The sequence below is a fragment of the Micromonospora sp. NPDC049047 genome, from assembly GCF_040649135.1.
Taxonomy (GTDB): domain Bacteria; phylum Actinomycetota; class Actinomycetes; order Mycobacteriales; family Micromonosporaceae; genus Micromonospora.
This window is the reverse complement of the sequence record NZ_JBEZEY010000003.1, coordinates 101,466-127,273: the sequence shown is the minus strand read 5'-3', so window position 1 is coordinate 127,273 and position 25,808 is coordinate 101,466. Positions and strand designations below refer to the sequence as shown.

Here is a 25,808-nt window from a genome sequence, read left to right as displayed (position 1 = left end):
CGGATCTCGATCCGCCGCCCCTTCTCCATGTCCGGAGCGAAATCTGACCACACCCTCAGCGCGCGTCCTCGGCAAGCGTCACGCGGATGCCGACAGTGCTGCCCTCGCCGCCGCGCAACCGGCTGCCCAACAGGCTCAGCCGGCCGACCAGCCGGTACTTGTGCTTGAGCAGATCACGGACCCGACCGGTGTCGGCGCCGCCACAGATGGTGGCGTGCCCGGCCACCGCCGCCCCGTGCGGACGCCCCCGGATGTCGCAGGGCGCCACTGTCACCTGGCCGTTGTTGCGAATCCGCTTGACCTTGCCCGAGTCGGCCCGGGTCCAGACCGCCAACGCCTCACCGTCGCGGACCGCCCAGACCGGGGTCGGCACCGCCCGACCATCCTTGCGGAAGGTCGTGAGCAGCAGATACTTCTCGGCGGACAGCCGGTCCAGCGTGGTCACGCCGCCAGGATACGGCCGCTACCGGCCGCTGAGTGGACAGATAGCGTGAACGTCGTGACAGCTGAGCCTCAAATCGGTGACGTGATCGGCGAACTGCTGCGGGACACGCTCGCCGTGGCCACCGGAGTGGGCCCCCGACCGATGGTCGGCGGCCGACTACCCCGGCCGGTCATCGAGATCATCGAGCGGGACGATGGTTTGATCAATGGCGCTCCGGCCGCGCACTACCTGGACGGGCCGTCGGAGTGGCAGCCGTACGACCACCGGGCCGTGGACCGGGTACGTGGCGAGACGCTCGACATCGGCACCGGCGCCGGCCGGATCGCGCTCCTGCTCCAGGAGCGCGGCGTACCGGTCACCGGGCTGGACACCTCCGCGGGTGCGCTCGCGGTCAGCCGGCGTCGTGGTGTCCGGCGGCTGGTGCACGGCACCGTCGACACGCACGTCGCCGACGGGCGGCGCTACGACACGTTCCTGCTGCTCGGCAACAACCTCGGGCTGTTCGAGGGGCGGCAACGGGCCCCCGGCTTCCTGGCCGCACTCGCCGCGCTGGCCCGACCGGGAGCGCAGATCATCGCGCACGGCACCGACCCGTACGGCACCCGCGACCCGCTGCACACCAGCTACCACGAGCGCAACCGCCGGCGCGGCCGGCTCGGCGGTCAACTCCGGCTCCGGCTGCGCTACCGCGAGCTGAGCACCGAATGGTTCGACTACCTGGTTTGTTCGGCCGACGAGTTCGCCGCGCTTGTGCACGGCAGCGGCTGGCAGTTGACCGATGTGGACGACCGGGACGCCCCCTACTACCTGGCCACCCTGCGCCTCGCCGAGTGAGCTACGGCCCCCGCACCAGCGGGTGCGAGGGCCGTCGTACCGCTCAGACCTGGACGGTCGGGGGAAGCTGCTCGGGCGGGAGGCCACCGTCGCCGTCGACCACCTCGTCCGGCTGGCCGTCCTCGTCGATGTCGACCATGGTGATGTCCACCTTGCCGTCACCGTCGGTGTCGAACTGGAACAGGTCGGCCTTGCCGTCGCCGTCGGTGTCCACCACCCACACATCGGTCTTGCCGTCGTTGTTGGTGTCCGCGCGCAGCAGCTCGACCCGCTCGTCGCCCCGGGTCTCCACGATCTCGGAGTCGGTGACGTGCTCCGGTGCCTGGCTCATGTCGACTGGTCCTTCCCTCGATTGACGGGCCGTCATTACCCGATCCCGCGCTCCCCCAAGCATGGTCCGGATCGTCGCGCTGTCTAGGGTCGCAGCATGAGCGAGCGGAGCAGGCGAATCACCCGGCTCGGTGTGGCGGGGACCCCGCGCGCCGGCAGGCGGGACAGGGAGGCGTGATGAGCGAACGTTTCGTGGTCGTCGGTGCCGGCACGATGGGGCTCGGCATCGCGTACGTGGCGGCCGGGGCCGGGCACGCCGTCGAACTGGTCGAGGTGGACCCGGAGCGGGGCAGAGCCGCGCTGAACCGGCTCGCCGAGCTGTGGGAACGGGCCGTGCAGCGCGGCAGGTTGAGCGCTGACGAGGCCGCCACGCATCGGCAGCGGGTCACCCTGCGCCCGACGCTCACGGAGGTCGCCGCGAACCCCGACGTGATCGTGGAGGCGGTGCCGGAGCGGCTCGACCTGAAGCGGGCGGTGCTGCGCGACGCCGCGGCGCTACACCCGGCGCTGCTGGCCAGCAACACCTCAAGCATCGCCATCGGTGAGCTGGCCGCCGGGCTGGACGCGCCAGCGCGTTTCCTGGGCCTGCACTTCTTCAATCCCGTCTGGGCGATGGCCCTCCTGGAGATCGTGGTCGGCCCGGCCACCGCCGAGGAGACCACCGCCGCGGCCGTCGCGCTCGCCGGCCGGTTGGGCAAGGACCCCGTCGTCGTACGCGACCTGCCCGGCTTCGCCACCTCCCGGCTCGGGGTCACCCTCGGGCTGGAGGCGATCCGGATGGTCGCCGACGGGGTGGCCAGCCCCGCCGACATCGACAAGGCGATGGTGCTCGGCTACCGGCACCCGATCGGGCCGTTGGAGCTCACCGACCTGGTCGGCCTCGATGTGCGGCTGGACATCGCCCGCACCCTCCAGGCCGCGTACGGGGACCGCTTCGCACCGCCGCCGCTGCTCGTGGAGATGGTGGCCGAGGGGCGGCTGGGCAAGAAGTCGGGGCACGGCTTCTACCTGTGGAAGGGCGGGGTCAAGCAGTGAGCACGAGGAGTGGGTGGGCGCGGTGAGCGGACTGCGGATCGAGGAGCGGCCGGACCGGCTGGTGGTGACCCTGGACCGGCCGGAGAAGCGCAACGCCATCGACGCCGACCTGATCGGCGAGCTGCACCAGCTCTGCGCCGAGCTGGAAGCGCGCCCCCGGCTGCTGCTGCTCACCGGCGGTACGGCCGGCATCTTCGCCGGTGGCGCCGACATCGCTCAGCTCCGGGAACGGGGTCGCACGGACGCCCTGGCGGCGATCAATTCCGCCGCCTTCGCGCGGATCCGGGCGTTGCCGATGCCGACGGTGGCCGCCGTCGACGGGCCGGCGCTGGGCGGCGGCGCGGAACTGGCGTACGCCTGCGATCTGCGGGTGTGCACCGCGCGGGCGGTCTTCGGCCAGCCGGAGGTGCGGTTGGGGATCCTGGCCGGCGCGGGCGCGACGCACCGGCTGCCCGCGTTGATCGGTGAGGGTCGGGCCAAGGAGCTGCTCTTCACCGGCCGGCGGGTGGACGCCACTGAGGCGTTGCGGATCGGGCTGGTGAACCGGGTGGTGGACGAGCCCGACGAGTTGCTCACGGTGGCACACGGGGTGCTTGACGAGATCGCCCTGGGTTCCCCGCTGGCGCTGCGGTTGACCAAGCTGGCGGTGGACGCACCGGCGGCCGCGCACCCACATCTCGACCTGGTCAGCCAGGCGGTGCTCTTCGAGGACGAGGAGAAGCACCGGCGGATGACCGATTTCCTGGAGGGCCGCCGGCCGCGGTGATTACCGCGAACGCAACGGCCGCACCGACGCTCGCGCCGGTGCGGCCGTTGCTAGCCGAGGATGGTGCTACTGCCGGATCTGCACTCCGCTGTCGGCAAGCGAACGGATCACCGAGGCCGACTCACCGAAGCCGATGATCAGTACGGCGTCCGCGCCGAAGTCCTTGATCTCCTTGGCGCCGCTGGAGAAGTCCACCGGGGTAGCCTTGGCGTCGGCGGGCGGGTCGTAGGTGAGCAGCTTGAGGCGGTCGCCGGTGATGCCGGCCTTCTCCAGCTCGTCACGGACGGTGCCCTGGAGGCCCTCGCCGTAGGAGTCCTTGCGGGCGACGATGACGATCTTCTGCGATCCGTCGCGGAGGATGACGTCGGCGAGCGCCCGGCCCTGCAGGCTGTCCGGCGGCGCGGTGCGAAAGTAGAGACCGCCGTCGTCCACGTCGGTAAGGCTGCTGTCGGTGTTGGAGGGGGAGAAGAGGATCTTCCCGGCCTGCACCACGTCCGGCAGCACGGCCCGGGAGATACCCGAACCACCCGCGCCGATGATCACGCTGACGCCGTCCGTCACGTGCTTTGCCACCGTCGCCTTGGCCACCGCCGGGTTGGTGCCGTCGTCGCCGTCCACCCACGTCACCGGCTTGCCCAGCGCGCCACCAGCGGCGTTGATCTCCCGGATCGCCAGCGCGGCACCGGCCGCCATCGGCGGGTAGGCGATCGACAGGTCACCGGTCTTCGGCAGCAGGCCGCCCAGGATCAGCGGCTTCTGGTCGGGGTCCACCGTCGGCCGCTGCTTCTTCGGCTTCGGTGGTGCCTTGGTGCTCGCCGCCGACTCGATGCCCGCGCCGACGAACTCGGTCTTGCCGTCGTTGATCTGCTGCCCGTCGAAGGTGAGCGTGGCGTAGCTCGCGGTGGCCGGCTCACCCTTGTCGGTGAAACCCGCCCGGGTCAGCGAGACACCGCGGTACTCGACGTCCTGGCCGTTACGAGCCAGCGCGAGGCAGGTCGCCGGGTCCTCGCAGCGCTGCCCGTCGTTCGTCACGGCGACGATCTGCTTCGCGATGGCGGCCGGGTCGGTGCTTCCGGCCAGCTGAGCGGCGAGCACGGCGACCACCACCGCGTCGTACGTCTCGGCCGAGTACACGTAGTCCGTCAGCGCCGGACTGACGGTCTTCAGTCGGCTCTTGAAGTCCTCCGGTAGCGGTACGAGAGGCGTGGTGCCCTTCATCCCGTCGACGAGACTCGCACGTTCCTTCAACTCCGCGGGATAGGTGTTGAGCATGTTGCCGTCCGTGCCATAGAGGCGCACCTGTTGGGCGCTTGACTCCTTGGCCTTGTCATCCCCACAGGCGCTTGTGGCGAGCAGGATCGTCGCGCAGGCAGCCAGTGTGGCCACCCGCGAGCGGCGTGATACGAACATGGTCGTCCTTCCTCCGGCGAAGGTCCGCTGCGCACATTAGCGTGCCGAGGCCATCGGCGGGACCGTGGAGGTGGCGTAATGCGCAGGTAGCTGGCGTTGAACACGGACAGTGACGGTCGTCGGGTCGCTTGACCGCCCGTCCTACTGTGCGCTGCGTGACGGACCTACCACAGCAGACGTTCGATGACGCGACCGCCGTGCTCCGCTCGGCGCTGACCGGGGATGGGGACGCGGTGGTGGGCGCATTCGACGCGGTCGTCGACCGGGCCGGCCTCAGCGGCGCGTACGGAGTGGCCTGGTGCCTGGCCGCGACGATGGTTGGCGACGCGCCGGCCAGCAGCGGGGCGGCCCTCGACTTCCCGGGCATCGATCAGGCCGACTACGACACCCGCTGGGTGGCCCGCTTCGTCAGCGCGTACGCCAATCGGGACGAACCGACCGGAGAGGCGCTGTTCGGCGCGGCGGCCGCCGACGGGCTGCTCCCGGACTGCCTGCTCACCCTCGCCGGCTCGACGATCGCCACCCTGCGTAGCCGCGCCGAGTGACACCTGTCGGGTCGCGACGTCCGGCGGGACGGACGCCGCGCCCGCACTGTCGCTCAGAACGCGTGGTACGCGATAAGGGGCTCGTACTCGTACCGCAGGTTCTCGAAGCGGACCTGGAAGTTCACCCCGTCCCGGACGTTCGTCGCCACGGTGGTCCAGCCCGAGTTGGCCGGGAGGTAGGTCCAGTAGTTGCAGGCGCTCGTCTTGTCGACGAAGATCACGCACGCCTCGGTGGCGTACACGCTCGCGTTGCGGACGTTGATGTCGCGGCAGCGGGTGGTGGTGCGGTACTGGCCGGCTGAGCCGCCGTAGCGGCCGGTCTCGAAGTACGACCGGACCGCGCCGCCGTAGCAGGTGGCGAGCGGGGCGAAGGCGTTCGGCCCGGCGGATACCGGGGTGACCGATCCGGTCGGTTCGGCCTGCGCGGGTGTGCCGGCGAAGAGCAGTGCGGTGGCCGTGGCGACGGCGAACAGTCGAGCGGTTGGGGATGGCATGCATTCCTCCGGAAGCGGGTGGTTGACCGTCCGTATTGGACTGATCATCGATCGTGACGATGATAACGATCGATCGATCTCAGCGCGGCCCCGGCGACGTCCGACCCGTGTGATAGCTCTGTAGTCATGTCCGAGGCCATGCTCAGCAAGGTCCGTAAGCTGCTCGCCCAGGCTGAGGACCCGGCCTGCACGCCCGCCGAGGCGGAGGCGTTCACCGCCAAGGCGACCGAACTGATCGCCCGCTACGGCGTGGACCGGGCGCTGCTCGCCGCGCGTGACCCGACCACCGACCCGGTCGGCGACCGGGTCCTGGACATCGTCGCCCCCTACGCCCGCGACAAGGTCGGCCTGCTCGCCGCGGTCGCCGAACCACTGCGCTGCCGCTGCGTACGCCGCCGGCAGGGCAACGGCTTCGCGCTGCACCTGTTCGGCTTCGCCAGCGACCTGGAACGGGTGGACCTGCTCTTCACCTCACTACTCGTGCAGGCGGCACACGGCCTGGCCGCCACCGCCGTGCCGGTCGACGATCACCCGGCCGCCTTCCGCCGGTCCTGGCTTGCCGGTTTCGCCGAGGTGATCGGCGGCCGACTCTGGGCGGCGGAAACGGCGGCGGCCAGCGAGTCGGGGACCCCGTCGGTGGCGCTGGTGCTTGCCGATCGGTCGGACCGGGTGCAGCGGCGGCTCGCCGAGCAGTACCCGCGACTGCGTACCGCTGCGCCCCGCAGGTTGGGCGGCACCGGCTTCGGGTCCGGGGCGGAGGCCGGCCGCCACGCGGACCTGGGTGGCCGCGACCTTTGGCGGCAACACCAGACCGGCACGGCAACTCGGCCGCTGACTGTCACCCGGCGGCTCGGGTCGCTGCCCTGACCGCGGCGGCTCGGAGCCCCGTCCGGACGGCCGAGTGGCTGCGGTCAGCCGGGGGTGGTGGGCTGGTGGCGGGAGACCGTCGCGACGTAGCGGGTGAGCAGCTCATGCCAGCCGACGGTGAGCGCCTCGCGATAACCCTCGGCAGCCTCGCCGTGCCGGTCGAAGTGCCGGTGCTCCAGCTCGACCCGGGTGCGCTCCGGCCCTTCGGACTGGAACAGCACCTCGACCTCACTCGCCCGGGCCGGGTCCGGCACCGGCGCCCGGTCGGGGCCGATCTGCCAGACGAAGACCAACCGGCGCGGCGGGTCCCAGGTGAGCACCCGACCCCAGTCGGCGCGGAAACCGTACGGGCCGATCTCGTAGAGCATGCCGCCGGCCTGCGGCTCCATGCCCAGCTCGGCCAGCGCGTCCGGGCCCGACCAGGTGTACTCGGTGACCCACCAGTCGGTCAGCTCGTCGGTGAAGACCGCGAACGCCCGCGCGGCGGAGTGTGGGACGTGGAGGCTGCACCGTAAGGAGAACCGGTCGACGTCCTGCCGGATGTCGGCCGGATCAGTCATTTCCTGTCCCATAGGCCCGGACCATACCGGCTGATGCCCGCCTGTGCAGCTTCGCGCGGTGCCCGGTTCCAGACAGGCCGCCGTCGATCCGCCACGGACGGGATGGCCGACCGGAAAGCGGGTAACCGCGCCGAACGGCCCGGACGACCGGGCCGGTGTGCAGGCGGGTGGGAGAGCATGAGCGAGAGCGCGCAGCAGCGGGAGCCGGACCGGGTGGACCCGGACGTCCTGCTCGACATTCCGAAGGTGTCCGTCGACACGATCCGACTGGCGGTCGACGGCCTGGACGCCGACCTCTCGCTGCGGGCCCGGGTGGCCAACCTGATCCAGGTCGACGCCGGCGTACGGGTGCGGCTGAGCAGCGGCGAGCTGGACCTCGACGGGGTGCACGCCGAGGCTCAGCTGCGGGTGCGGTTGGAGCAGCTGACCACGATCCTCAGCAGAGCGCTCGACACCCTCGACCACAACCCGCAGATCATCGAGGCGCTCGCCCGGACGGCCGTCAGCACTCTCGACGACGTGCACCGCCGCGTACCGCAGTCAGCCGACCGGGCGGTCGAGGCGTCGGCACGCCGCTCCGACGGTGTACTCGACGGGACGGGGGCGCCAGCCGGTGGCGGTGGGTCAGCGGAACGGCCACGACCGGAGTCCGGCGCCATGCCCGAGCGCCACCCGACCAGCCGGCGACACGGGGAACGGCACCACCCGGCCGGGCAGCGACCGGCAGGTGGGGGTGAAGAGCAGCGGCCGGCAGGTGGAGGTGAAGGGCAGCGGCCGTCCGGGACCGGTCGGGGCACCGAGGGCCCGGCGGAGCCTTCGACCGGGCAGGCCCGCAACCGACCCGGCCCGTTGCCCGCCGTCGGTCCGGGCCCGTCCGGAGCCGATGACGGCGGCGGTGGTCCCCTGGGTGGGGCGCAGGCCGCGGCGCAGAGCGCGGCCCAGCTCGCCGAGCAGGCGGGGGAGACACTGCGACAGGCCGGGCGCAGCGTGTGGGAGGCGATCCAGAGCGGCGTGGCGCAGCACCGCCAGCAGGGCCGTGACGGCTGACGGCCCCCGAACAGCAAGATCCCCACCTGCGAATCCGCTGGTGGGGACCTCTGTAGCCCGGCGAAAGGCTATGTGGCCAGGGGCGGGGTCGAACCGCCGACCTTCCGATTTTCAGTCGGACGCTCGTACCAACTGAGCTACCTGGCCGTACTGCTCGGCCCATGTTACCCAACAACCGGACGAACCGACGGCCGGGCGACATGCTCCGATACGCAGAACGCCGCGCGAGGCGCGGCGTCAGCGCTGCGGTCCTGACGGGACTTGAACCCGCGACCTCCGCCTTGACAGGGCGGCGAGCACTCCAACTGCTCCACAGGACCTAGCTTGTGTTGCTCCGGCTTGCGCCGGTCGTGCCCCCAACGGGATTCGAACCCGTGCTACCGCCTTGAAAGGGCGGCGTCCTGGGCCGCTAGACGATGAGGGCGGCCCCGCCATCATTGCACACTCGCAACTTCAAGCGGACTTGCTCCCATCCGGCCCCGCCGGAGGCTTGGAAAGCATACGTGATGCCCGGTCGGTGAACAAAATCGGTATCGGCAGGGGGTCGGGTTGGGTCATAACCGCAGGTCAAAGGCGGTCTAGTGGAGCTGGGCGATGCCGAAGCGCTGCTTCAGGTCCGCGATCACATGGGGGCAGGCGGCGAGCGTCGCGGCCCGATTGCCGCCCCCGTCGTGCAGCAGCACTATGGCACCGGGCCGGGCGGCGGCGTGGACCCGCTTGCCGATCGTGGCGGCGCTCGGCTTGTCCCAGTCCTGTGGGTCGACAGACCAGTGCAGGGGGCGCATGCCGAGCTCCTTCGCCACCGCGAGCACCTCCGACGTCCACCGGCCACCCGGCTGCCGGTAGAAGGACACCTTCGCCCCGGGCACCGCGGCCTGGATGGCCCTGTTGGTGCGGTCCAGGTCGGCCCTGATCTCGGCGACAGGTCGCCGGGCCAGGTCGAGGTCGTGCCGCCAACTGTGGTTGCAGAGCTGGTGTCCCTCGCGGACGATCCGGCGAACCAGCTCCGGGTGGCGTTGCGCCTCGCGACCGACGACACAGAAGGTGGCAGTCACCTTCGCGGCCCGCAGTTGGTCGAGCACCTTCGGGGTCCAGGCGGGGCTGGGCCCGTCGTCGAAGGTCAGCACCACCGGGCGCGCACCGGTGGTGCGCCGCAGGCCGGCGGGGAGCTTGGCCGGCAGTGGTCGTAGCGGCGGCTTGGGCGGCTTGGCGAGGGTCGGGTGCGGCGATGGGGCGGGCTTCACCGATTTCGCGGGCCGCGGTGCGGCGGCGGGTGCGATGGTGCGTTCCGGCTGGGCACAACCGGACAAGACCAGCGCCATGGCGAGGACGGACGCCAGAACGGCGCGGGCTTGCATCTGCTCGCTCCCGGAGGGGTCGGGGTAGGCGGACCCCCGACGGTAGTTCACGTCCAGATCTGGGCGACAGTGCGGTCAGTCACGCCTCGACTGGTCCAGCGAGTCCCGTACCGCGACAGCGAGCGAGACGGCCTCGGCCAGGTCGACCGGCCGTACCACCCCCGCCGGCAGCGTGTCGGCTCGCCAACCGGGGCCGGCGGCCAGCACCAGCAACGGGCGGCGGGGTGCCGCCAGCAGCGCGCTGAGCTGATCCGGATCGGCGGTGGCCCGGGTGTGCGACCAGAGCACCACGGCCGCCGGTCCGGTCCGGTTGACCGCCTCCAACAGAGCGGCGACCGGCACCCGTGCGCCAAGCGCCCGGTAGCTGACCCCGGCCTCCGCGAGCGCGGCGGCCAACGCCTCCAGCGGCAGCGTGTGCTGCTCCTCGTCCGCGCAGGAGAGCAGAATGCGGGCCGGACCGGTGGGAACCTTGACCCGGCTGGCCGCCGAGAGGGCCGCCGAGATGCAGCGCGACACCAGGTGTTCCACCTCGATCAGGCCGGCGGTGGCGGCGTGGCGCTCGCCGATGCCGGCGAGGACCGGGCGCAGCAGGCCGTCCCAGGTGGCGACGACCCCGCCCGCTGCCAGGGCGTGCGCGATCGTCTCGCTGATCGCCGCCGCGTCCAACCGCATGGCGGCGCGGGCCAATCCACGGGCCGCCGGTCCGGCGCGGCCCACCGGGATGGTCCCGCCGCCGTCCCGGCCGGGTCGGTGGACCCGGCCGGAGGTGACGGTGTCGGTGGGCGCCGGATCCGGTGCCTGGCGGGCCCAGCGGGCCGCCTCGGCGGGGCTCACCCCCTCGGCGGTGAGCCGTCGCATGATCTCCAGGCGGGCCAGGTCCGTGGGCGTGTACCGCCGGTGGTGACCGGGGATGTGCTCGCTGGGCCCGAGCCCGTAGCGCTGATGCCAGGTGCGCAGGGTGGTCACCGCGACCCCGATCCGGCGTGCGACAGCGCCCGCGCTCAGCGCCTCATCGACCACCCGACCGCTCCGCCGTGTCATCCGCCGACGATCCGGACGGGGTCACGGCCGGACCGGGAGGGCCCGACGCGGCACCCGAGGGGTGCAGCAGCCGGTTCACCACCCCACCCAGCCAGGGCGCGTACGACCGCGGGTCGAGCTCCAGTTCGGCTTCGAGTGCGGCGGGGTCAGCCCACCGCAACTCGGCGACCTCGTCCGGGTCGGGCAGTAGTGGGGCCGGGGGCCGGAAGTCGCCGCGCAGCACGTGGTCGTACTCGAATTCGACCCGACCGGTGGCCGGGTCCTCGGCGTAGTAGACGTAGACGCCGACCTCGGTCAACTCGACCGGGCCCGCGCCCAACTCCTCGCGCAGCCGCCGGTTGGCCGCCTCGGCGAGTGACTCGCCCGGCCGGGGGTGGCCGCAGCAGGAGTTGGCCCAGCGCAGCGGGAAGCGGGTCTTGACGGCGGCCCGGCGTTGGAGCAGCACCTGACCGTCCGGGTCCACGAGCAGCACCGAGAAGGCCCGGTGCAGCTGCCCCGGAGGCTGGTGTGCCGCCGACACGGTCAACTCGCCGTGGGCCTTGCCGGCCTCGTCGACCAGCTCGACCAGGTGCTCCTCTCGGCTCGTCATCGACCTTCCCCACTGATTCGACCGGCGGCGAGCTTGCCGGAGATGAGCACCATCGGTACGCCCACCCCGGGCTGGGTGCCGGAGCCGACGAAGACCACGTTCGGCAGGTCGCGGTGCAGGTTCGACGGGCGGAACGGGCCGGTCTGGAAGAGGGTGTGCGCGGCGGCGAACGGGGTGCCCGCGGCCATCCCCTGCTCCTCCCACTCGGCGGGGGTGATCGCCCGCAGCACCTCGACCCCGGCACCGAAGCCGACGTAGCCGCGCTCCTCCAGGGTGCCGATCAGTTGGTCGCCGTAGCGCTGGGTCAGGTCGCCACGCCAGTCGAACGGAGCCCGGTGCAGGTTGGGCACCGGAGCGAGCACGTAGTAGGTGTGCCGGTCCGCAGGGGCCACCGACGGATCGGTGCGGCTCGGGTTGGTCACCAACAGCGACGGATCGGTCATCAACTCACCCCGCCGGATGACCTCATCGAAGGTGCCCTTCCACGCGCGTCCGAAGTGGATGTTGTGATGGGCGATCTTTTCATACGCCTGTCGCGAGCCGACGTGCAGAACGACGCAGGACGGCGAGTAGGTGAGCCGTCGTGCCGGAGCGGCCGGGAGCAGGTCCCGGTAGGCGATCGGCAGGTCGGGGTTGAGCACCACCACGTCGGCCCGCACCAGCTCGCCGTCGGCGGTGAGGACGCCGGTTGCCCGACCGTGCGCCGTCTCCACCCGGGTCACCGTCGTGTCGTAGCGGATCTGCACGCCGTGCTTCTCGGCGGCGCCCGCCATGGCCCTGGAGACCGCGTGGATGCCGCCGCGCGGGAAGTAGACCCCGGCCACCGAGTCGAGGTACGCGATGACCGCGTAGATGGCAAGCGCGTCGTGCGGCGCGAGGCCTGCGTACATCGCCTGGAAGGAGAAGATCCGCTGGGTACGCGGGTCCCGGAAGAACTGGTTGATCTTTGTCTGGAGTCGTCGGAAGGCTCCGCCGCCGAGCAGCTTGAGGAGGTTGCCGGTGATCAGGTCGGTCGGCGCGTCCAGATTGCGTTCGATGAAGTCGGTCCGCTCCAGCCGCCACAACTCGCGGGCGTAGTCGACGAAGCGCAGGTAACCGTCGGCCTCGCGCGGCCCGCAGACCCGGGAGATCTCGGCGGCCATCCGGGTGGTGTCGGTGAGCACGTCAAGGGTCGAGCCGTCCGGGTAGTACGCCCGGTAGGCGGGGTCGAGCGGGGTCAGGTCGAGCCAGTCGGACAACTCCTCACCGACCGCACCGAGCGCCTCGGCGATCAGGTCGGGCATGGTGAGCACTGTCGGGCCGGTGTCGAACTCGTAGCCGTCCACGGCGAGTCGACCGGCTCGCCCGCCGGGCACCGGCTCGCGTTCGAGCACTGTCACCTGCCGGCCGCTGCCGGCGAGGTGCAGCGCGCAGGCGAGCCCGCCCAGTCCGGCCCCGACGACCACCACCCGGTCCGTCCGCCCTGTCACCGTCCGCACGTGACCATCTCCTCGAAAAAGTCGCTCATCAGGCCCGCCGGTTGGTGGCGGCGGTGGTCAGACCGGTCAGCGCGGTCCGCGCCGTCCGGTCCACGGGTGCGCTGTCGAGCGCCGCCAGCGCGTCGCTGACCCGCTCGGAGATCATCCGCTCCACCCGGGCCACCGCGCCGGTCTCGGCCACCAACTCGGCGAGCCGGTCGGGTTCGTCGCCGGCCCGCTCCAACGCCCTGAGCTGGGCCGGCGTGGCCAACTCCCGAGCCAGCACGAGCAGCGCGGTGGGCTTACCGGTGCGCAGGTCGTCGCCGGCCGGCTTGCCGGTGGCGGCCGGGTCGCCGTAGACCCCGAGCAGGTCGTCGCGGAGCTGGAACGCCTCGCCGACGGCCAGGCCGTAGCGGCTGTACGCGGCGACCAGTGGATCGTCGGCGGGCACCCCGGCCAGGCAGGCACCGAAGAGCAGTGGCCGCTGGACGGTGTAGCTGGCGGTCTTGTAGCGGGCCACCCGCAGCGCCCGGTCGACCGACCAACTGGCCGGGTCGTTCTCGCCGAGCACGTCGAGATACTGCCCGGCGACCGTCTCCACCCGCATCAGGTCGTAGCAGCGTCGCACCTCGAACAGGCGGGCCGGTGGCACCGCGGCATGGGACAGCAACTGGTCGGCCCAGACCATGCAGAGGTCGCCGATGAGCACGGCGACGGCCTCGCCGAACCGCCCGGGATCACCGCGGTGGCCAGCCTGGATGTGCTGTTCGGCGAGCGCGACGTGTGCGGTGGGCCGGCCACGGCGGGTGGTGGAGGCGTCCATCACGTCGTCGTGCACCAGCGCGAAGGTGTGCAGCAACTCCAGCGCGGCAAGTGCGGGCAGCACCGGCGACAGGGCCTCGTCACCGCCGACCGCCCCGCGCCAACCCCAGTAGGCGAACGTGGGCCGGATCCGCTTGCCGCCGACGAGGACGGCCTCCCGGGCGGACGCGGCGAAGGCGCCCATCGAGGTGTCGATCTCGGCGAGCGAGTCGACCTCGGTGGCGAGGAAGGCCGCCAGCGTCTCGTCGACAGCCGTGACCAGCTCATGGGTGTACGCGGCGAGCACGGCCTGGACCGGGTCGTCCCGGTCGGCCGGTACTGCCGCCGCCACACGAGTCGCATTACCCGCAACTGCGTCGTTGGCCATGCGGCTGAGCGTACCCTAGGCTACGAGTTGCGTCGATTGGTGCGTCGATAATGAGGGAGGGCCGGTGGAAACTGATCTCACCGCTGCCTATGACCGGTGCCGTGAACTGCACAAACGTCACGGCCGCACCTACTATCTCGCCACCCGCCTGTTGCCCGCATGGAAACGACGGCATGTGCACGCCCTCTACGGGTTCACCCGCTACGCCGACGAGATCGTCGACCGCACCGAGGATCTGCCGCCGGCCGAGCGGGCCGCCCGCCTCGACGACTGGGCCGGCCGGTTCGTCGCTGGCCTGCACGGTGCGTCGGTCGACGACCCGCTGCTGCCGGCCGTGCTGCACACGATCGCCGTCTTCGATCTCGACCGGGACGACTTCGCGTCGTTCCTGAAGAGCATGGCGATGGACCTGACAGTCACCGCGTACCCGACCTACGACCACCTGCTCGACTACATGGAGGGTTCGGCGGCGGTGATCGGCACCATGATGTTGCCGATCCTGGGCAGCTCCGACCCGGCGGCGGCCCGGGAGCCCGCCCGGCAGCTCGGGTTCGCCTTCCAACTCACCAACTTCATCCGGGACGTCGCCGAGGACCTCGACCGGGGCCGCACCTACCTGCCGGACGAGGACCTGACGAAGTTCGGGGTCACCCGCGACGAGCTGGTCGAGGCCCGCGCCCGGGGCCGCGGCACACCCCGGACCCGTGAGCTGATCGAGTACGAGGTGACCCGCGCCCAGGCGCACTACGCGGCCGCCGCGCCGGGCATCACCATGCTGGCGCCGGCCTCGCAGGCCTGCATGCGCACCGCGTACGCCCTCTACGGCGGCATCCTCGACGAGGTCGCCGCGCACGACTACGACGTCTTCGCCAAGCGTGCCGTCGTGCCGCAGCGGCGACGGATGGCGGTGGCCGCACGTGCCCTGCTCACCTCGACCGGTACGCCGGTCACCATCCCCGGGCCGACGGTCGACCCGGAGACCCGGTGACCACCAGCACCGCGATCGTGCTCCTCACCCGCGACCTGCGGGTGCACGACCATCCGGCGTTGGCCACCAGCTGCGCGGCCTTCGACCGGGTGGTGCCGCTGTACGTGCTCGACCCGGAGCTGGCCGACCTGTCGGCCAACCGCACCCGGTTCCTGCACCAGGCCCTCGCCGACCTGCGTGCCCAGCTCCGCGAGCGCGGCGGCGACCTGGTGGTACGCCACGGTGACCCGGTGGCCGAGACGATCCGGCTGGCCGGCGAGGTCGGCGCCACAGCCGTCGCGCTCTCCGCCGACGTCAGCCACTACGCCCGCCGTCGGGAGCGGCGGTTGCGCGCCGAGTGCGAGCGGCACCGGCTGCACCTGCGACTGTTCCCCGGGCTGACAGTGGTCGAGCCGGGCGCGTTGCGGCCCGGGGGCGGCGGCGACCACTACCGGGTGTTCAGCCCCTACCACCGGGCCTGGGTGGCCAACCGGTGGCGCGAGGAGTTGGCCGCGCCACGTCGGGTGACGCTGCCCGACGGTGTACGCGTGGGCAACCTGCCGACGCCGCCGGCCGGGGACTCGCCGGACGCGGCAGTCGGCGGCGAGCGGGTCGCCCGGCAGCGGCTCACCGACTGGCTGCCCGACCTGGGCCGCTACGGCGACCAGCACGACGACATGGCCGGCGACGACACCTCCCGACTCAGCCCGTACCTGCGCTTCGGCTGCGTGTCCCCGCTGGCGGTGGCCGGTCGCGCCGGGGACCGGTCCGGACCGTTCGTCCGGCAGCTCTGCTGGCGGGACTTCTACTACCAGGTCACCGCCGCCTTTCCGGAGATCTCGACAGCTGCGTACCGGCGGGGCGCCACCGAGCAGTGGCGCTACGACGACGACGCGCTGGCAGCCTGGACCGAGGGCCGGACCGGGATGCCGATCGTCGACGCCGGGATGCGGCAGCTGCGGGCCCGGGGCTGGCTGCACAACCGGGCCCGGCTGATCACCGCCGGCTACCTGACCAAGCACCTCGGGCAGGACTGGCGTGCGGGGGTGCGGGTGTTCTTCCGCTGGCTGCTGGACGGGGACGTGGCGAACAACTCGGGCAACTGGCAGTGGGTGGCCGGCACCGGCAACGACACCAAGCCGTACCGGGGGTTCAACCCGGTCCGGCAGGCCGAGCGGTACGACCCGGCGGGCGACTACGTGCGCCGGTGGGTGCCGGAGCTGGCGACCGTGCCGGGCCGGGCCATCCACCAACCGTGGCGGCTGCCCGACGCGCTCCGCCAGCCACTCGACTACCCGCCGCCGCTCTCGGTGCCGGGCACCGACCCCGTCTGGCTCCGCTGAGAGGAAGGGCGCCTCGTCGGTCAGAGGCAGGAGTGCAGCGCCTCGGCGAGTTCGTCCACCCGGTCGTGCTCGGCGAGCTGCGCAGTGGCGTACGCGAGGGTGTAGCCCCGCTGCGGGTCGGCCCACGCGCTGCTGCCGCCGAGGCCACCCATGCCCCAGCTGCCGTCCGGCTCCCACTGCATGCCAAGCGTCCACCTGACGATCCGGTCCAGCACCAGGTCCGGCCCGTCGTACTGGACCCGGGTCGCCTCGGTGACCAACTCCGGGCTGACCAGCCGGACACCGTCCAGGACACCGCCGGCGAGCACACCGGCGTAGAGCCGGGCCAGGCTGGCCGCGGTGGCGTGCAGGTTCACCGCAGGCATCTCGGCACCCCGCCACAGGGGGCTGTTCAACACGGCGAGGTCCAGCCCGCCGGCCGGATTGCCCATCGCACGGTCCCGCAGTGAACCCGGCTCGCCGAGCTTCCGACCCGGCCATCCCGGGTCGCCGTAGCGCAGCTCGGCGCAGCGCCGCTGGTCCGCCTCGGACAGCCCGAAACCGAGGTCGAGCCGCCACGGACCGGCGATCTCCTCGGCCAGGAACCGGCCCACCGACCGCCCGTCGACCCGGCGGACCAGCTCACCCACCAGGTGCCCGTACGTCCAGGCGTGCTCGCCGGCCACCGAGCCCGGCGACCACTCGGGATCGGCGGCGGCCAGGTCGCCGGCGAGCAGCGCCCAGTCGGCGATCGCGGTGGCGGGCCGGGGCACCGGGAACGCCGGCAGCCCGGCGGTGTGCGACAACACCTGGCGCACGGTGGCGGGGGTGCGGAACTCCGGCCAGTACCGCTCGACCGGCGAGTCGAGGTCGACCAGCGCCCGGTCGACGAGCACCAGCAGACAGAGCGCGGCCACCGGCTTGCCGACCGAGTAGACGTTGGTGAGCGTGTCCGGCCGCCACGGTTCACCGTCGGGTCCGGCGCCGGTCCGGAAACCGCCGACCAGGTCGACGACCGGCTGCCCGTCGTACCAGATGGTCAGGCCGGCGCCGGTCTCCCGGCCGGCGGCGAACAGGTCGTGGAAACAGTCCCGGACCGGAGCGAAGCGTGCCTGCATCCCGCCACGGTAAGCGCCCCGGACCGGTGAGCGTGCCGACTTTTCGCCGACCCCGGTGGTTGCGGCGGTGTCGCTGGGGGATGCTGTTGCGGTGGCGGAGCCGGAGCTTGTGGATGTGGTCGTGGTGGGGCTCGGGGTCGGCGGCGAGGAGGTCGCCGAGCGACTCGCCGAGGCCGGCCTGAGTGTCGTCGGCATCGAACGGGACCTGGTCGGTGGGGAGTGCCCGTACTGGGGCTGCATCCCCAGCAAGATGATGATCAGGGCGGCCAACGCGCTCGCCGAGGCCCGTCGGGTCGACGGGCTGGCCGGGACGGCGCAGGTCCAGCCGGACTGGACGCCGGTGGCCCGGCGGATCCGCGAGGAGGCCACCGACACCTGGGACGACACCGTCGCGGCGGAGCGGTTCATCGGCAAGGGCGGCCGGCTCGTGCGAGGCAGTGGTCGGTTTGACGGCCCGGGCCGGATCCGCGTCGGTGACCAGGTGTTCCAGGCTCGGCACGGGGTCGTGTTGGGCACCGGCACCCGTCCGTCGGTGCCGCCGATCGACGGCCTGGCCGGCACCCCGTACTGGACCAACCATCAGGCGATCGAGGTCGAACAACTGCCGGAGACGCTGCTGGTGCTCGGCGGCGGTGCGATCGGCCTGGAACTCGCCCAGGTCTTCGCCCGCTTCGGGGTGCGGGTCACCGTGGTGGAGGCACTCGACCGGGTGCTGGCCGTCGAGGAACCGGAGGCGTCCGAGGTCGCCGCCGCGGCGCTGCGCGCCGACGGCGTGGAGATCCACACGGGGGTACGCGCCGAGCGGGTCGAGCACGACGGGACCCGGTTCACCCTGCACGGCGGCGGCGGGGCGGAGTTCACCGCCGAGCGGCTGCTGGTGGTCACCGGGCGCAAGGCCCACCTGGAGGAGCTCGGGTTGGACACGATCGGCGTGGACGCCAGCCAGCGTTACCTGCCGGTCGACGACCGTCTGCACGTCACCGACAATGTCTGGGCGGTCGGCGACCTGACCGGCGAGGGCGCCTTCACCCACATCGCGATGTACCAGGCGGGGATCGTGATCGCCGACATCCTGGCCGTGGCCCGACAGGCGGCGGCGGGGGCGGACGCCAGCGGCACCTCCAGCGTGGTCGGCGGCGCGATGGGCGCGTCCAGCTCACTCGCCGCGAGCGGGTCGAGCGGATCGGCCGGCACCATCCCGCGCGCCGACTACCGGGCGCTGCCCCGGGTCACCTTCACCGATCCGGAGGTGGGCGCGGTCGGACTCACCGAGCGGCAGGCCCGCGAACGCGGCATCAACGTGCAGGTCGGGTTCACGAGGCTCGGCGACTCGACCCGGGGTTGGATCCACCGGGTCGGCGACGACGGTTTCATCAAGGTCATCGCCGACGCCGACCAGGGCGTGCTGATCGGCGCGACGTCGGTAGGCCCGGCCGGCGGCGAGGTGCTCTCCGCGCTCGTGGTGGCGGTGCACGCGGCGGTGCCGCTGAGTCAGCTCCGCCACATGATCTACGCCTACCCGACGTTCCACCGGGCCATCGAGACCGCCCTGCGCGACCTGTCCTGACGCCCGCGCCGCCCGCGTCCCCGTGCCGCCCGCGCCGCCCCCGCGTCCCCATGCCGCCCGCGCCGCCCGCGTGCCGCCTCTGCGGGCGGCGCATCGCCGTGTGCGGGGCGCGTGATCGACTCGCCTTCATTGAAGGCGCGGTATCCGGGGCCCTTTCGACACCGCGACTTCCTGAAACCCGAGTCGATCATGACCGATCCGCGCGACCTGGTGTCGACGGGGACGGACGCTGCGGCACAGCCCCCTCTTTCGAGCGGCGCAATGGTGGCCGATGGGAAGAACGCGGCAGCCAGTCGGCAAACGCTGGGCAGTTTGCTGTTCATTTCTTTCACGAAGACGACGTACGATTGCGGTCGTGACCAAGCGGTTGACTGAAGTTGCCAAGAAGGCGGGCGTCAGCGAGGCCACCGTCAGTCGGGTGCTCAACGGCCGTGACGGGGTGTCCGAGGCGACCCGGACCGCGGTGCTGACCGCGCTCGACGTGCTCGGTTACGAACGGCCGACCAAGCTGCGGGGCGAACGCGCCCGGCTGGTCGGGCTGGTGCTGCCCGAGCTGCAGAACCCGATCTTCCCGGCGCTGGCCGAGGTCGTCACCGGGACCCTCGCCCAGCGTGGCTACACCCCGGCGCTCTGCGCCCGGACCATCGGCGGGGTGTCCGAGATGGACTACGTGGAGATGCTCCTCGACCACCAGGTCTCCGGGGTGATCTTCGCTGGTGGTTCGTACGCGCTCGCCGACGCCCGACACGACCACTACCGTCGCCTGACCGACCGGGGCCTTCCCGTCGTGCTGGTGAACGCCGGCGTGGACGAGTTGGGTTTCCCCCGGGTCTCCACCGATGACGCGGTAGCGGTCGAACAGGCCTACGGGCACCTGCGCTCGCTCGGGCACGAACGGATCGGGATGGTGCTCGGCCCGGAGGGGCATGTGCCGTCCCGCCGCAAACTGGACGCGATGATCCGGGCCGCGGGCTGGGACGAGGCCGACGCCGGGTGTGTCGAGCGGTCCAGTTTCTCGATGGAGGGTGCGCGGGTCGCCGCGACGAAACTGGTCGAGCGCGGCGTGACCGGCATCATCTGCGCCAGCGACGTACTGGCGTTGGGCACGATCCGGGCGGCCCGGCGGTTGGGGCGTTCGGTGCCGACCGACGTGTCGGTGGTGGGCTTCGACGACTCCGCGTTCATGACCTGCACCGACCCGCCGCTGACCACGGTGCGGCAGCCGATCGAGACGATGGGTCAGGCTGCCGTGGACCTGCTTGTCACCCAGATCGAGGGGGTCGGAGTGCTGCACGACGAGTTGCTGTTCGAGCCCGAGTTGGTGGTCCGCGGCTCGACCGCTCCCGCCCCTGGTCGCTAGGGACCGCCCCAAACAAGCCTTCCGGCCGTCGACCGCCCACCCGGTCGACGGCCGTTCTGCGTCCCCCACCCCCACGCCACGTCGATCATGGAGTTGTGGTGGGTGGCATAACGCCCGTAAACCCCTGAATCAGGCACCACAACTCCATGATCGACGCGCTCGGGCGAGGCTTGCGGCATCGACCTGCGCGGATGGGACTTCATAACGGTACAAAGACCGGTTTATCCGGGCGGTTCCACGTGGTTGCAAAGATCTGTCGTGATTGCGTCGTGTCTTTTCGATACGGGGTCGATACCTTGCCGAGATGAGTCCTCCTCGCTACAGTGACTCCACTCACACCTGGCTCCGACGCAGCTACTGGGCGTCAGGTCGTATCACCGCAGATCAGCGAAGGTCATTGGAGTCACCCGTTCCCGAAGGGATGGACAGATGTCCGTACCGCAATACCGAAAGGCTGCGGCGGTCGCGCTCGTGGCCGGCCTGGGGCTCAGCCTCACGGCGTGCTCCACGAAGAGCGACGACAAGGACACGACCGCCGGCGGCAAGGTCACCATCACCGTCGACTGCCAGCCGGTCGGTGCGCAGAAAGAGCTGCTGAAGAACTGGAACGACGACGTCGCCGAGTTCCAGCGGCAGAACCCGGACATCGACATCAAGAGCGTCAGCGTCGGCGAGCAGTGCAACAACCCGCCGGACTTCACCGCCCGTCTGGCCGGCGGCACCGTGACCGACGTGTTCTACGGCTACATGACCGACCTCCAGCAGGTGCTGGACTCCGGCCAGGCGATGGACATCACCCAGTACGCCAACAAGGACACGATCCCCACCTGGGACAGCGTCGACCCGGCGCTCAAGGAGGTCTTCACCGACGGCGGCAAGCTCTACGCCGTACCGGTCAAGAACTATTCGATGGGCCTGGTCTACAACAAGGTCCTGTTCCAGCGGGCCGGGCTCGACCCCAACAACCCGCCCAAGACCTGGGCCGACGTCCGGGCCGCCGCCAAGAAGATCTCCGCCCTCGGCAACGGCATCGCCGGCTACTCGGAGTACAGCGCCGGAAACACCGGTGGCTGGCACTTCACCTCCCTGCTCTACTCGCAGGGCGGCCGCATGCTCACCGAGGACGGCAAGAAGGCCGACTTCAACAACGCCCAGGGCAAGCAGGTCCTGCAGAACATCAAGGACATGCGGTACGGCGACAACAGCATGGGCTCCCGCCAGCTGCTGCAGTGGGGTGACCTGCTGACGAACGCCGGCGCGGGCAAGGTCGGCATGTTCATCGGCGCGCCGGACGCCACCCAGGCGATCGTCAGCCAGTTCCAGGGCAAGTTCCAGGACTGGGCGATGAGCCCGCTGCCCGGCCAGGACGGCCCGGCGAAGGGGACGCTCGGTGGCGGCGAGGGCTACTTCTTCAAGAAGGACCTGACCCCCGAGCAGGTCAAGGCCGGCATGAAGTGGATCGCTTACCAGAAGCTGACGCCGGGCAAGGGCCAGTTCGACTACGTCCGGGCCAAGCCGCAGAACTACCCGGTGGGTCTGCCCCAGCCGCTGCTCTTCGCCAACGGCAGTGAGACGCAGAAGCAGGAACTGGAACTGCGCAAGGCCAACGCGAACCTCGACACCGCGAACTTCGCGCTCTTCGAGGCCACCCCGGTCCCGATCAAGGGTGAGCCGCGCAACGCGCAGGCGATCTACGCAGTGCTCGACGCGGCGATGTCCGGTGTGCTGACCAACCCGAACTCGAACATCGACGCGCTGCTCAAGACCGCCGAGGAGAAGGTCAACCAGCTCCTCACCGCGGAGAGCTGACCGAGCGTGTGGGGGCCGGGAACGCCGACCCGGCCCCCACACCACCCGCACCGCATCTCGACGTCACTCACTCACCCAGGAGTTGCCTTGGCGATCACCGTCGTCCCGGAGACCCCCAGGAAACCGGGCCGCCCGCCGTCCGCGTACCCGGCCGGGGCGCAGCGCACGAGCCTCGGCCGCAAGGTACGGGACAATCTCACCGGGCACGCGTTCCTGATCGGCGCGGTGCTCTGCTTCGTCGTCTTCTCCTGGTACCCGATGGTCCGCGGCATCGTGATGAGCTTCCAGCGCACCCGTCGTGGTGAGACCACCTGGGTGGGTTGGGACAACTACTCCCGCATCATCGCCGACCCGAGCTTCTGGACGGCCTGGCAGAACACCTTCTACTTCACGGTGCTCGCGCTCGGCCTCGGATACGTGGTGCCGTTCTTCGTGGCGATCCTGCTCAACGAGTTCCGGCACGCCAAGGGGTACCTGCGGATCCTGGTGTACCTGCCGGTGATGCTGCCGCCGGCCTCGGCGCTGTTCCTGTTCAAGTTCTACGCGTACGACCCCAGCGAGGCCGGGCTGTTCAACGCGATCCTCACGGCGCTGCACCTGCCCACCTCGCAGTGGATGCAGTCGCCGGAGATGACGATGCCGGCCATGGTGGTCGCGTCGACCTGGATGAGCATGGGCGGCGCGGTGCTGATCTACCTGGCGTCGTTGCAGAACATCCCCGGCGAGCTGTACGAGGCGGCCGAGCTCGACGGCGCCGGGATCTGGCGGCGGATCCGGCACGTGACGATCCCGCAGACCCGGCTGATCCTCGCGCTCATGGCGATGCTGCAGATCGTCGCGACCATGCAGCTCTTCATCGAGCCGCTGATCCTCGCCAACGGCGCGGGCGCGGAGGACTCCGCGACCTCGGTGGCGTACCTCATCTACCAGCACGGGTTCTTCCAGAACGACCTCAACGGCGCCGCCGCGCTGGGCGTGATCATGCTCGTGGTGCTGGCCGGCTTCTCCGCCGTGTACGTGCGGCTGACTGCGAAACAGGACTAGGACGGCGAGGAATGGCACAGGATTCCGGAACCCGGACCCTCATCTCCCAGGCCCAGCTCACCCGGGGCCGCGGCCGGATCATCTACTGGACGCTGCTTGTCGTCGTCGTGGCGGTTTTCACGCTCGTCTTCCTCGGGCCGCTCTACTGGATGGTGACCGGCGCGCTGAAATCCGGCCAGGAGATCGCCCAGACGCCGCCGTCACTGTTCCCGAAGGATCCGCAGCCGCAGAACTACATCGACGCCTGGAACAACCTGGCCCTCGCCAAGCTGCTGTTCAACACCTTCTACTACGCCATCGGCGCGGTGCTGTTCCAGCTCGTCCTCGACAGCGCCGCCGCGTACTCGCTGTCCAAGCTGCGGCCGATCTTCGGCAACGCGATCCTCGCCCTGATGCTGGGGACCCTGATGATCCCGGCGATGGTCCTCATCGTCCCGCAGTACGTGACGGTGCTCGACCTGCCGATCCTGCACATCAACCTGCTGGACTCGCCGTTCGCGATCTGGCTGCCGATGGTCGCGAACGCGTTCAACATCTTCCTCTTGAAGCGGTTCTTCGACTCGATCCCCGAGGAGTTGATGGCCGCGGCCCTGATGGACGGGGCGTCGTCGCTGCGTACCCTCTGGTCGATCATCCTGCCGCTGTCGCGCCCCATCCTCGGCGTCGTCTCGATCTTCGCGGTGACGGCGGTCTGGAAGGACTTCCTCTGGCCGAAGCTGGTCATGCCGTCGCCGGAGACCCGGACGGTGAGCGTCGGCATCTACACCTTCGCCGGTGGCACCCCGATGAACGTGGTGATCGCCGCGTCGGTCATCGCCGCGATCCCGACTGTCATCATCTTTTTGATCTTCCAACGGAACATCATGTCCGGTCTGACCACGGGCAGCATCAAGGGTTAGCCACCACCGCACCCTCCCGCGCGGCGAACAACGACCGTTCGCCCGATACCTACCCAGGTCCGGCGGACCCGCCGACGTACTGACGCAGAAAGCAGGTGCTCGTGTCCACAGCTGACAGAAGTCCGTGGTGGCGTGGAGCCGTGATCTACCAGGTGTATCCCCGGAGCTTCGCCGACGGTAACGGTGACGGCATCGGTGACATCGCCGGCATTCGATCCCGGTTGAACCACCTGTCCGCGCTCGGCGTCGACGCGATCTGGTTCAGCCCCTGGTATCCGTCGCCGATGGCCGACGCCGGCTACGACGTGTCCGACTACCGGGACATCGACCCGGTCTTCGGCACCCTCGCCGAGGCGGAGGCCCTGATCGCCGAGGCGCACGCGCTGGGCATCCGGACCATCGTCGACGTGGTGCCCAACCACTGCTCCGACGCGCACCCCTGGTTCCAGGCGGCGCTCGCGGGCGGGCCCGACGCACCCGAGCGGGACCTGTTCTGGTTCCGGCCCGGCCGGGGTCCGAACGGCGACCAGCGACCCACCGACTGGGTCGGCGAGTTCGGCGGGCCGACCTGGACGCGCACCACCAACCCGGACGGCACCCCCGGCGACTGGTACCTGCACCTGTTCGCCCCGCAGCAGCCGGACCTCAACTGGGACCACCCCCGGGTGCGGGCGGAGTTCGAGGACATCCTGCGGTTCTGGTTCGACCGGGGAGTGGACGGCATCCGGATCGACTCGGCCGGGCTGCTGGTCAAGGACGCGACGCTGCCCGAGGTCCAGCCCGACCAACCGCACCCGTTCCACGACCTCGACGGGGTGCACGACGTCTACCGCGGCTGGCGACGGGTCGCCGACGAGTACGCCGACCGGGCGCTTATCGGTGAGGTGTGGCTGCCGGACCGGCAACGGTTCGCCAACTACCTGCGCCCGGACGAGCTGCACGCCGCGTTCAACTTCGACTTCCTCGGCTGCGCCTGGGACGCTTCCGCGTTGCGCGAGAGCATCGACGGGACGCTGAGCGCGCACGCGCCGGTGAACGCGCCGGCCACCTGGGTGCTTTCCAACCACGACGTCACCCGGCACGTCACCCGCTACGGTCGGGCCGACACCAGGTTCAGTTTCGCGGCCAAGCGCGAGGGCATCCCCACCGACCTGGAGCTGGGCACCCGCCGAGCCCGGGCCGCCGCACTGCTGTCGCTGTCGCTGCCCGGCGCCGCCTACGTCTACCAGGGCGAGGAGCTGGGCCTCTACGAGGTCGAGGACATTCCGTACGCGCTGCGCCAGGACCCGATGTGGGAGCGGTCCGGCCGGGTCGACCCGGGCCGGGACGGCTGCCGCGTACCGCTGCCGTGGGCTGGTGACGAGCCACCGTTCGAGTTCAGTCCGCCCGGTGCCGCGGCGCCCTGGCTGCCGCAGCCGGCCGACTGGAAGGACCGGACGGCGAGCGCACAGACCGGAGACTCGGCCTCGATGCTCGAGCTGTACCGGGCGGCGATCCAGGCTCGGCGGGCCGACCCGGCGCTTGGCGACGGGGAACTCACTTGGCTGCCCGCCCCGGACGGGGTGCTCGCCTTCAGTCGTGGCGGCGGCTTCAGCTGCCTGGTCAACCTCTCCGACGCGCCGGTGCCGATGCCAGCCGAGGGGGAGTTGTTGCTGGCCAGCGGGCCGCTCGACGACGGGTTACTGCCGTCCGACACCGCAGTCTGGCTGCGGACCGCGAAGGCGGCTGACCAGACCTGACACCGCTCGCCGTGGT

General features: G+C 71.0%; 25 protein-coding genes and 3 tRNA genes. 14 read left to right on the top strand and 14 right to left on the bottom strand.

Translation table 11 applies throughout. The features are described from left to right. Positions 1-55: 55 nt before the first annotated feature. Positions 56-445 carry a PPOX class F420-dependent oxidoreductase gene (locus tag AB0B86_RS06185; protein ID WP_357404909.1) on the bottom strand — a complete coding sequence of 130 codons (390 nt, stop codon included), beginning with the start codon at positions 443-445 and terminating at the stop codon, positions 56-58. 54 nt (positions 446-499) lie between these two features. Here AB0B86_RS06185 and AB0B86_RS06180 point away from each other — a divergent pair, with 54 nt between their 5' ends. Continuing rightward, positions 500-1,279, top strand: a complete 780-nt coding sequence (locus AB0B86_RS06180; protein ID WP_357404907.1) for a class I SAM-dependent methyltransferase — start codon at positions 500-502, stop codon at positions 1,277-1,279. A gap of 43 nt (positions 1,280-1,322) precedes the next feature. Here the strand turns inward: AB0B86_RS06180 and AB0B86_RS06175 are convergent, their stop codons facing one another. Continuing rightward, a complete protein-coding gene (locus AB0B86_RS06175) occupies positions 1,323-1,610 on the bottom strand; it encodes a hypothetical protein (protein WP_357404905.1) in 288 nt (95 codons plus the stop codon). A gap of 176 nt (positions 1,611-1,786) precedes the next feature. Here AB0B86_RS06175 and AB0B86_RS06170 point away from each other — a divergent pair, with 176 nt between their 5' ends. Both AB0B86_RS06170 and AB0B86_RS06165 read left to right on the top strand, forming a co-directional pair. After that, complete coding sequence (locus AB0B86_RS06170) at positions 1,787-2,644, top strand: 3-hydroxyacyl-CoA dehydrogenase family protein (protein ID WP_357404903.1); 858 nt, start codon at positions 1,787-1,789, stop codon at positions 2,642-2,644. Between the two features lie 22 nt (positions 2,645-2,666). Next, positions 2,667-3,410, top strand: a complete 744-nt coding sequence (locus AB0B86_RS06165; protein WP_357416313.1) for an enoyl-CoA hydratase/isomerase family protein — start codon at positions 2,667-2,669, stop codon at positions 3,408-3,410. A 66-nt stretch (positions 3,411-3,476) separates the two neighbouring features. Here the strand turns inward: AB0B86_RS06165 and AB0B86_RS06160 are convergent, their stop codons facing one another. Beyond that, positions 3,477-4,820, bottom strand: a complete 1,344-nt coding sequence (locus AB0B86_RS06160) for an ABC transporter substrate-binding protein (protein WP_357404899.1) — start codon at positions 4,818-4,820, stop codon at positions 3,477-3,479. A 155-nt stretch (positions 4,821-4,975) separates the two neighbouring features. Here AB0B86_RS06160 and AB0B86_RS06155 point away from each other — a divergent pair, with 155 nt between their 5' ends. Continuing rightward, positions 4,976-5,365 carry a hypothetical protein gene (locus AB0B86_RS06155; RefSeq protein ID WP_357404897.1) on the top strand — a complete coding sequence of 130 codons (390 nt, stop codon included), beginning with the start codon at positions 4,976-4,978 and terminating at the stop codon, positions 5,363-5,365. A gap of 53 nt (positions 5,366-5,418) precedes the next feature. Here AB0B86_RS06155 and AB0B86_RS06150 read toward each other — a convergent pair whose 3' ends face one another. Beyond that, the gene (locus AB0B86_RS06150) at positions 5,419-5,859 is read right to left on the bottom strand and encodes a hypothetical protein (RefSeq protein ID WP_357416311.1); all 441 of its coding nucleotides are present in this window, start codon (positions 5,857-5,859) and stop codon (positions 5,419-5,421) included. A 126-nt stretch (positions 5,860-5,985) separates the two neighbouring features. Here AB0B86_RS06150 and AB0B86_RS06145 point away from each other — a divergent pair, with 126 nt between their 5' ends. Further along, entirely contained in the window at positions 5,986-6,726 is a 741-nt protein-coding gene (locus tag AB0B86_RS06145) for a DUF2786 domain-containing protein (protein ID WP_357416309.1), read from the top strand. Positions 6,727-6,770: 44 nt separating this feature from the next. Here the strand turns inward: AB0B86_RS06145 and AB0B86_RS06140 are convergent, their stop codons facing one another. Further along, positions 6,771-7,298 carry an SRPBCC family protein gene (locus tag AB0B86_RS06140; RefSeq protein ID WP_357416307.1) on the bottom strand — a complete coding sequence of 176 codons (528 nt, stop codon included), beginning with the start codon at positions 7,296-7,298 and terminating at the stop codon, positions 6,771-6,773. Positions 7,299-7,463: 165 nt separating this feature from the next. Here AB0B86_RS06140 and AB0B86_RS06135 point away from each other — a divergent pair, with 165 nt between their 5' ends. Beyond that, positions 7,464-8,333, top strand: a complete 870-nt coding sequence (locus AB0B86_RS06135; protein WP_357404889.1) for a hypothetical protein — start codon at positions 7,464-7,466, stop codon at positions 8,331-8,333. Positions 8,334-8,406: 73 nt separating this feature from the next. Here AB0B86_RS06135 and AB0B86_RS06130 read toward each other — a convergent pair. The 8 genes from AB0B86_RS06130 to AB0B86_RS06095 form a co-directional block, all read right to left on the bottom strand. Continuing rightward, positions 8,407-8,480 (bottom strand) — tRNA-Phe (locus tag AB0B86_RS06130). 99 nt (positions 8,481-8,579) lie between these two features. Further along, a tRNA-Asp gene (locus AB0B86_RS06125) sits at positions 8,580-8,653 on the bottom strand. 31 nt (positions 8,654-8,684) lie between these two features. Continuing rightward, a tRNA-Glu gene (locus tag AB0B86_RS06120) sits at positions 8,685-8,757 on the bottom strand. A 154-nt stretch (positions 8,758-8,911) separates the two neighbouring features. Then, complete coding sequence (locus AB0B86_RS06115; RefSeq protein ID WP_357404887.1) at positions 8,912-9,691, bottom strand: polysaccharide deacetylase family protein; 780 nt, start codon at positions 9,689-9,691, stop codon at positions 8,912-8,914. A 75-nt stretch (positions 9,692-9,766) separates the two neighbouring features. After that, positions 9,767-10,711 carry a MerR family transcriptional regulator gene (locus AB0B86_RS06110; protein WP_357416709.1) on the bottom strand — a complete coding sequence of 315 codons (945 nt, stop codon included), beginning with the start codon at positions 10,709-10,711 and terminating at the stop codon, positions 9,767-9,769. Further along, a complete protein-coding gene (idi, locus tag AB0B86_RS06105) occupies positions 10,701-11,321 on the bottom strand; it encodes an isopentenyl-diphosphate Delta-isomerase (protein WP_357404886.1) in 621 nt (206 codons plus the stop codon). The genes AB0B86_RS06110 and idi overlap by 11 nt, the downstream gene beginning before the upstream one ends. Then, positions 11,318-12,799: a phytoene desaturase family protein gene (gene crtI / locus AB0B86_RS06100; RefSeq protein WP_357404885.1), complete on the bottom strand. Its 1,482-nt coding sequence runs from the start codon at positions 12,797-12,799 to the stop codon at positions 11,318-11,320. Before crtI ends, idi begins: the two co-directional genes overlap by 4 nt. Positions 12,800-12,827: 28 nt before the next feature. Then, a complete protein-coding gene (locus AB0B86_RS06095; protein WP_357404884.1) occupies positions 12,828-13,967 on the bottom strand; it encodes a polyprenyl synthetase family protein in 1,140 nt (379 codons plus the stop codon). Between the two features lie 64 nt (positions 13,968-14,031). On the opposite strand from AB0B86_RS06095, the gene AB0B86_RS06090 reads away from it, so the two are divergent. Both AB0B86_RS06090 and AB0B86_RS06085 read left to right on the top strand, forming a co-directional pair. Then, positions 14,032-14,955, top strand: a complete 924-nt coding sequence (locus tag AB0B86_RS06090; RefSeq protein ID WP_357404882.1) for a phytoene/squalene synthase family protein — start codon at positions 14,032-14,034, stop codon at positions 14,953-14,955. After that, positions 14,952-16,277, top strand: coding sequence for a deoxyribodipyrimidine photo-lyase (locus AB0B86_RS06085; RefSeq protein ID WP_357404880.1), 1,326 nt, complete (start codon positions 14,952-14,954; stop codon positions 16,275-16,277). Before AB0B86_RS06090 ends, AB0B86_RS06085 begins: the two co-directional genes overlap by 4 nt. 20 nt (positions 16,278-16,297) lie before the next feature. Here the strand turns inward: AB0B86_RS06085 and AB0B86_RS06080 are convergent, their stop codons facing one another. Beyond that, positions 16,298-17,374 carry a serine hydrolase domain-containing protein gene (locus tag AB0B86_RS06080; protein WP_357404878.1) on the bottom strand — a complete coding sequence of 359 codons (1,077 nt, stop codon included), beginning with the start codon at positions 17,372-17,374 and terminating at the stop codon, positions 16,298-16,300. A 91-nt stretch (positions 17,375-17,465) separates the two neighbouring features. Between AB0B86_RS06080 and AB0B86_RS06075 the strand changes: the two genes are divergently transcribed. From AB0B86_RS06075 to AB0B86_RS06050, 6 genes are all read left to right on the top strand, one after another. Further along, on the top strand, positions 17,466-18,941 hold the full coding sequence (locus tag AB0B86_RS06075) for an FAD-dependent oxidoreductase (RefSeq protein ID WP_357404876.1): 1,476 nt from the start codon (positions 17,466-17,468) through the stop codon (positions 18,939-18,941). A gap of 355 nt (positions 18,942-19,296) precedes the next feature. Then, positions 19,297-20,301 carry a LacI family DNA-binding transcriptional regulator gene (locus AB0B86_RS06070; RefSeq protein WP_357404874.1) on the top strand — a complete coding sequence of 335 codons (1,005 nt, stop codon included), beginning with the start codon at positions 19,297-19,299 and terminating at the stop codon, positions 20,299-20,301. Positions 20,302-20,730: 429 nt separating this feature from the next. After that, complete coding sequence (locus tag AB0B86_RS06065; RefSeq protein ID WP_357404872.1) at positions 20,731-22,110, top strand: extracellular solute-binding protein; 1,380 nt, start codon at positions 20,731-20,733, stop codon at positions 22,108-22,110. Positions 22,111-22,197: 87 nt separating this feature from the next. After that, positions 22,198-23,154, top strand: a complete 957-nt coding sequence (locus tag AB0B86_RS06060) for a sugar ABC transporter permease (RefSeq protein WP_357416297.1) — start codon at positions 22,198-22,200, stop codon at positions 23,152-23,154. A gap of 11 nt (positions 23,155-23,165) precedes the next feature. Further along, positions 23,166-24,053: a carbohydrate ABC transporter permease gene (locus tag AB0B86_RS06055; RefSeq protein ID WP_357404868.1), complete on the top strand. Its 888-nt coding sequence runs from the start codon at positions 23,166-23,168 to the stop codon at positions 24,051-24,053. A gap of 140 nt (positions 24,054-24,193) precedes the next feature. After that, the gene (locus AB0B86_RS06050) at positions 24,194-25,792 is read left to right on the top strand and encodes a glycoside hydrolase family 13 protein (protein WP_357404866.1); all 1,599 of its coding nucleotides are present in this window, start codon (positions 24,194-24,196) and stop codon (positions 25,790-25,792) included. The last annotated feature ends 16 nt before the right edge of the window (positions 25,793-25,808 follow it).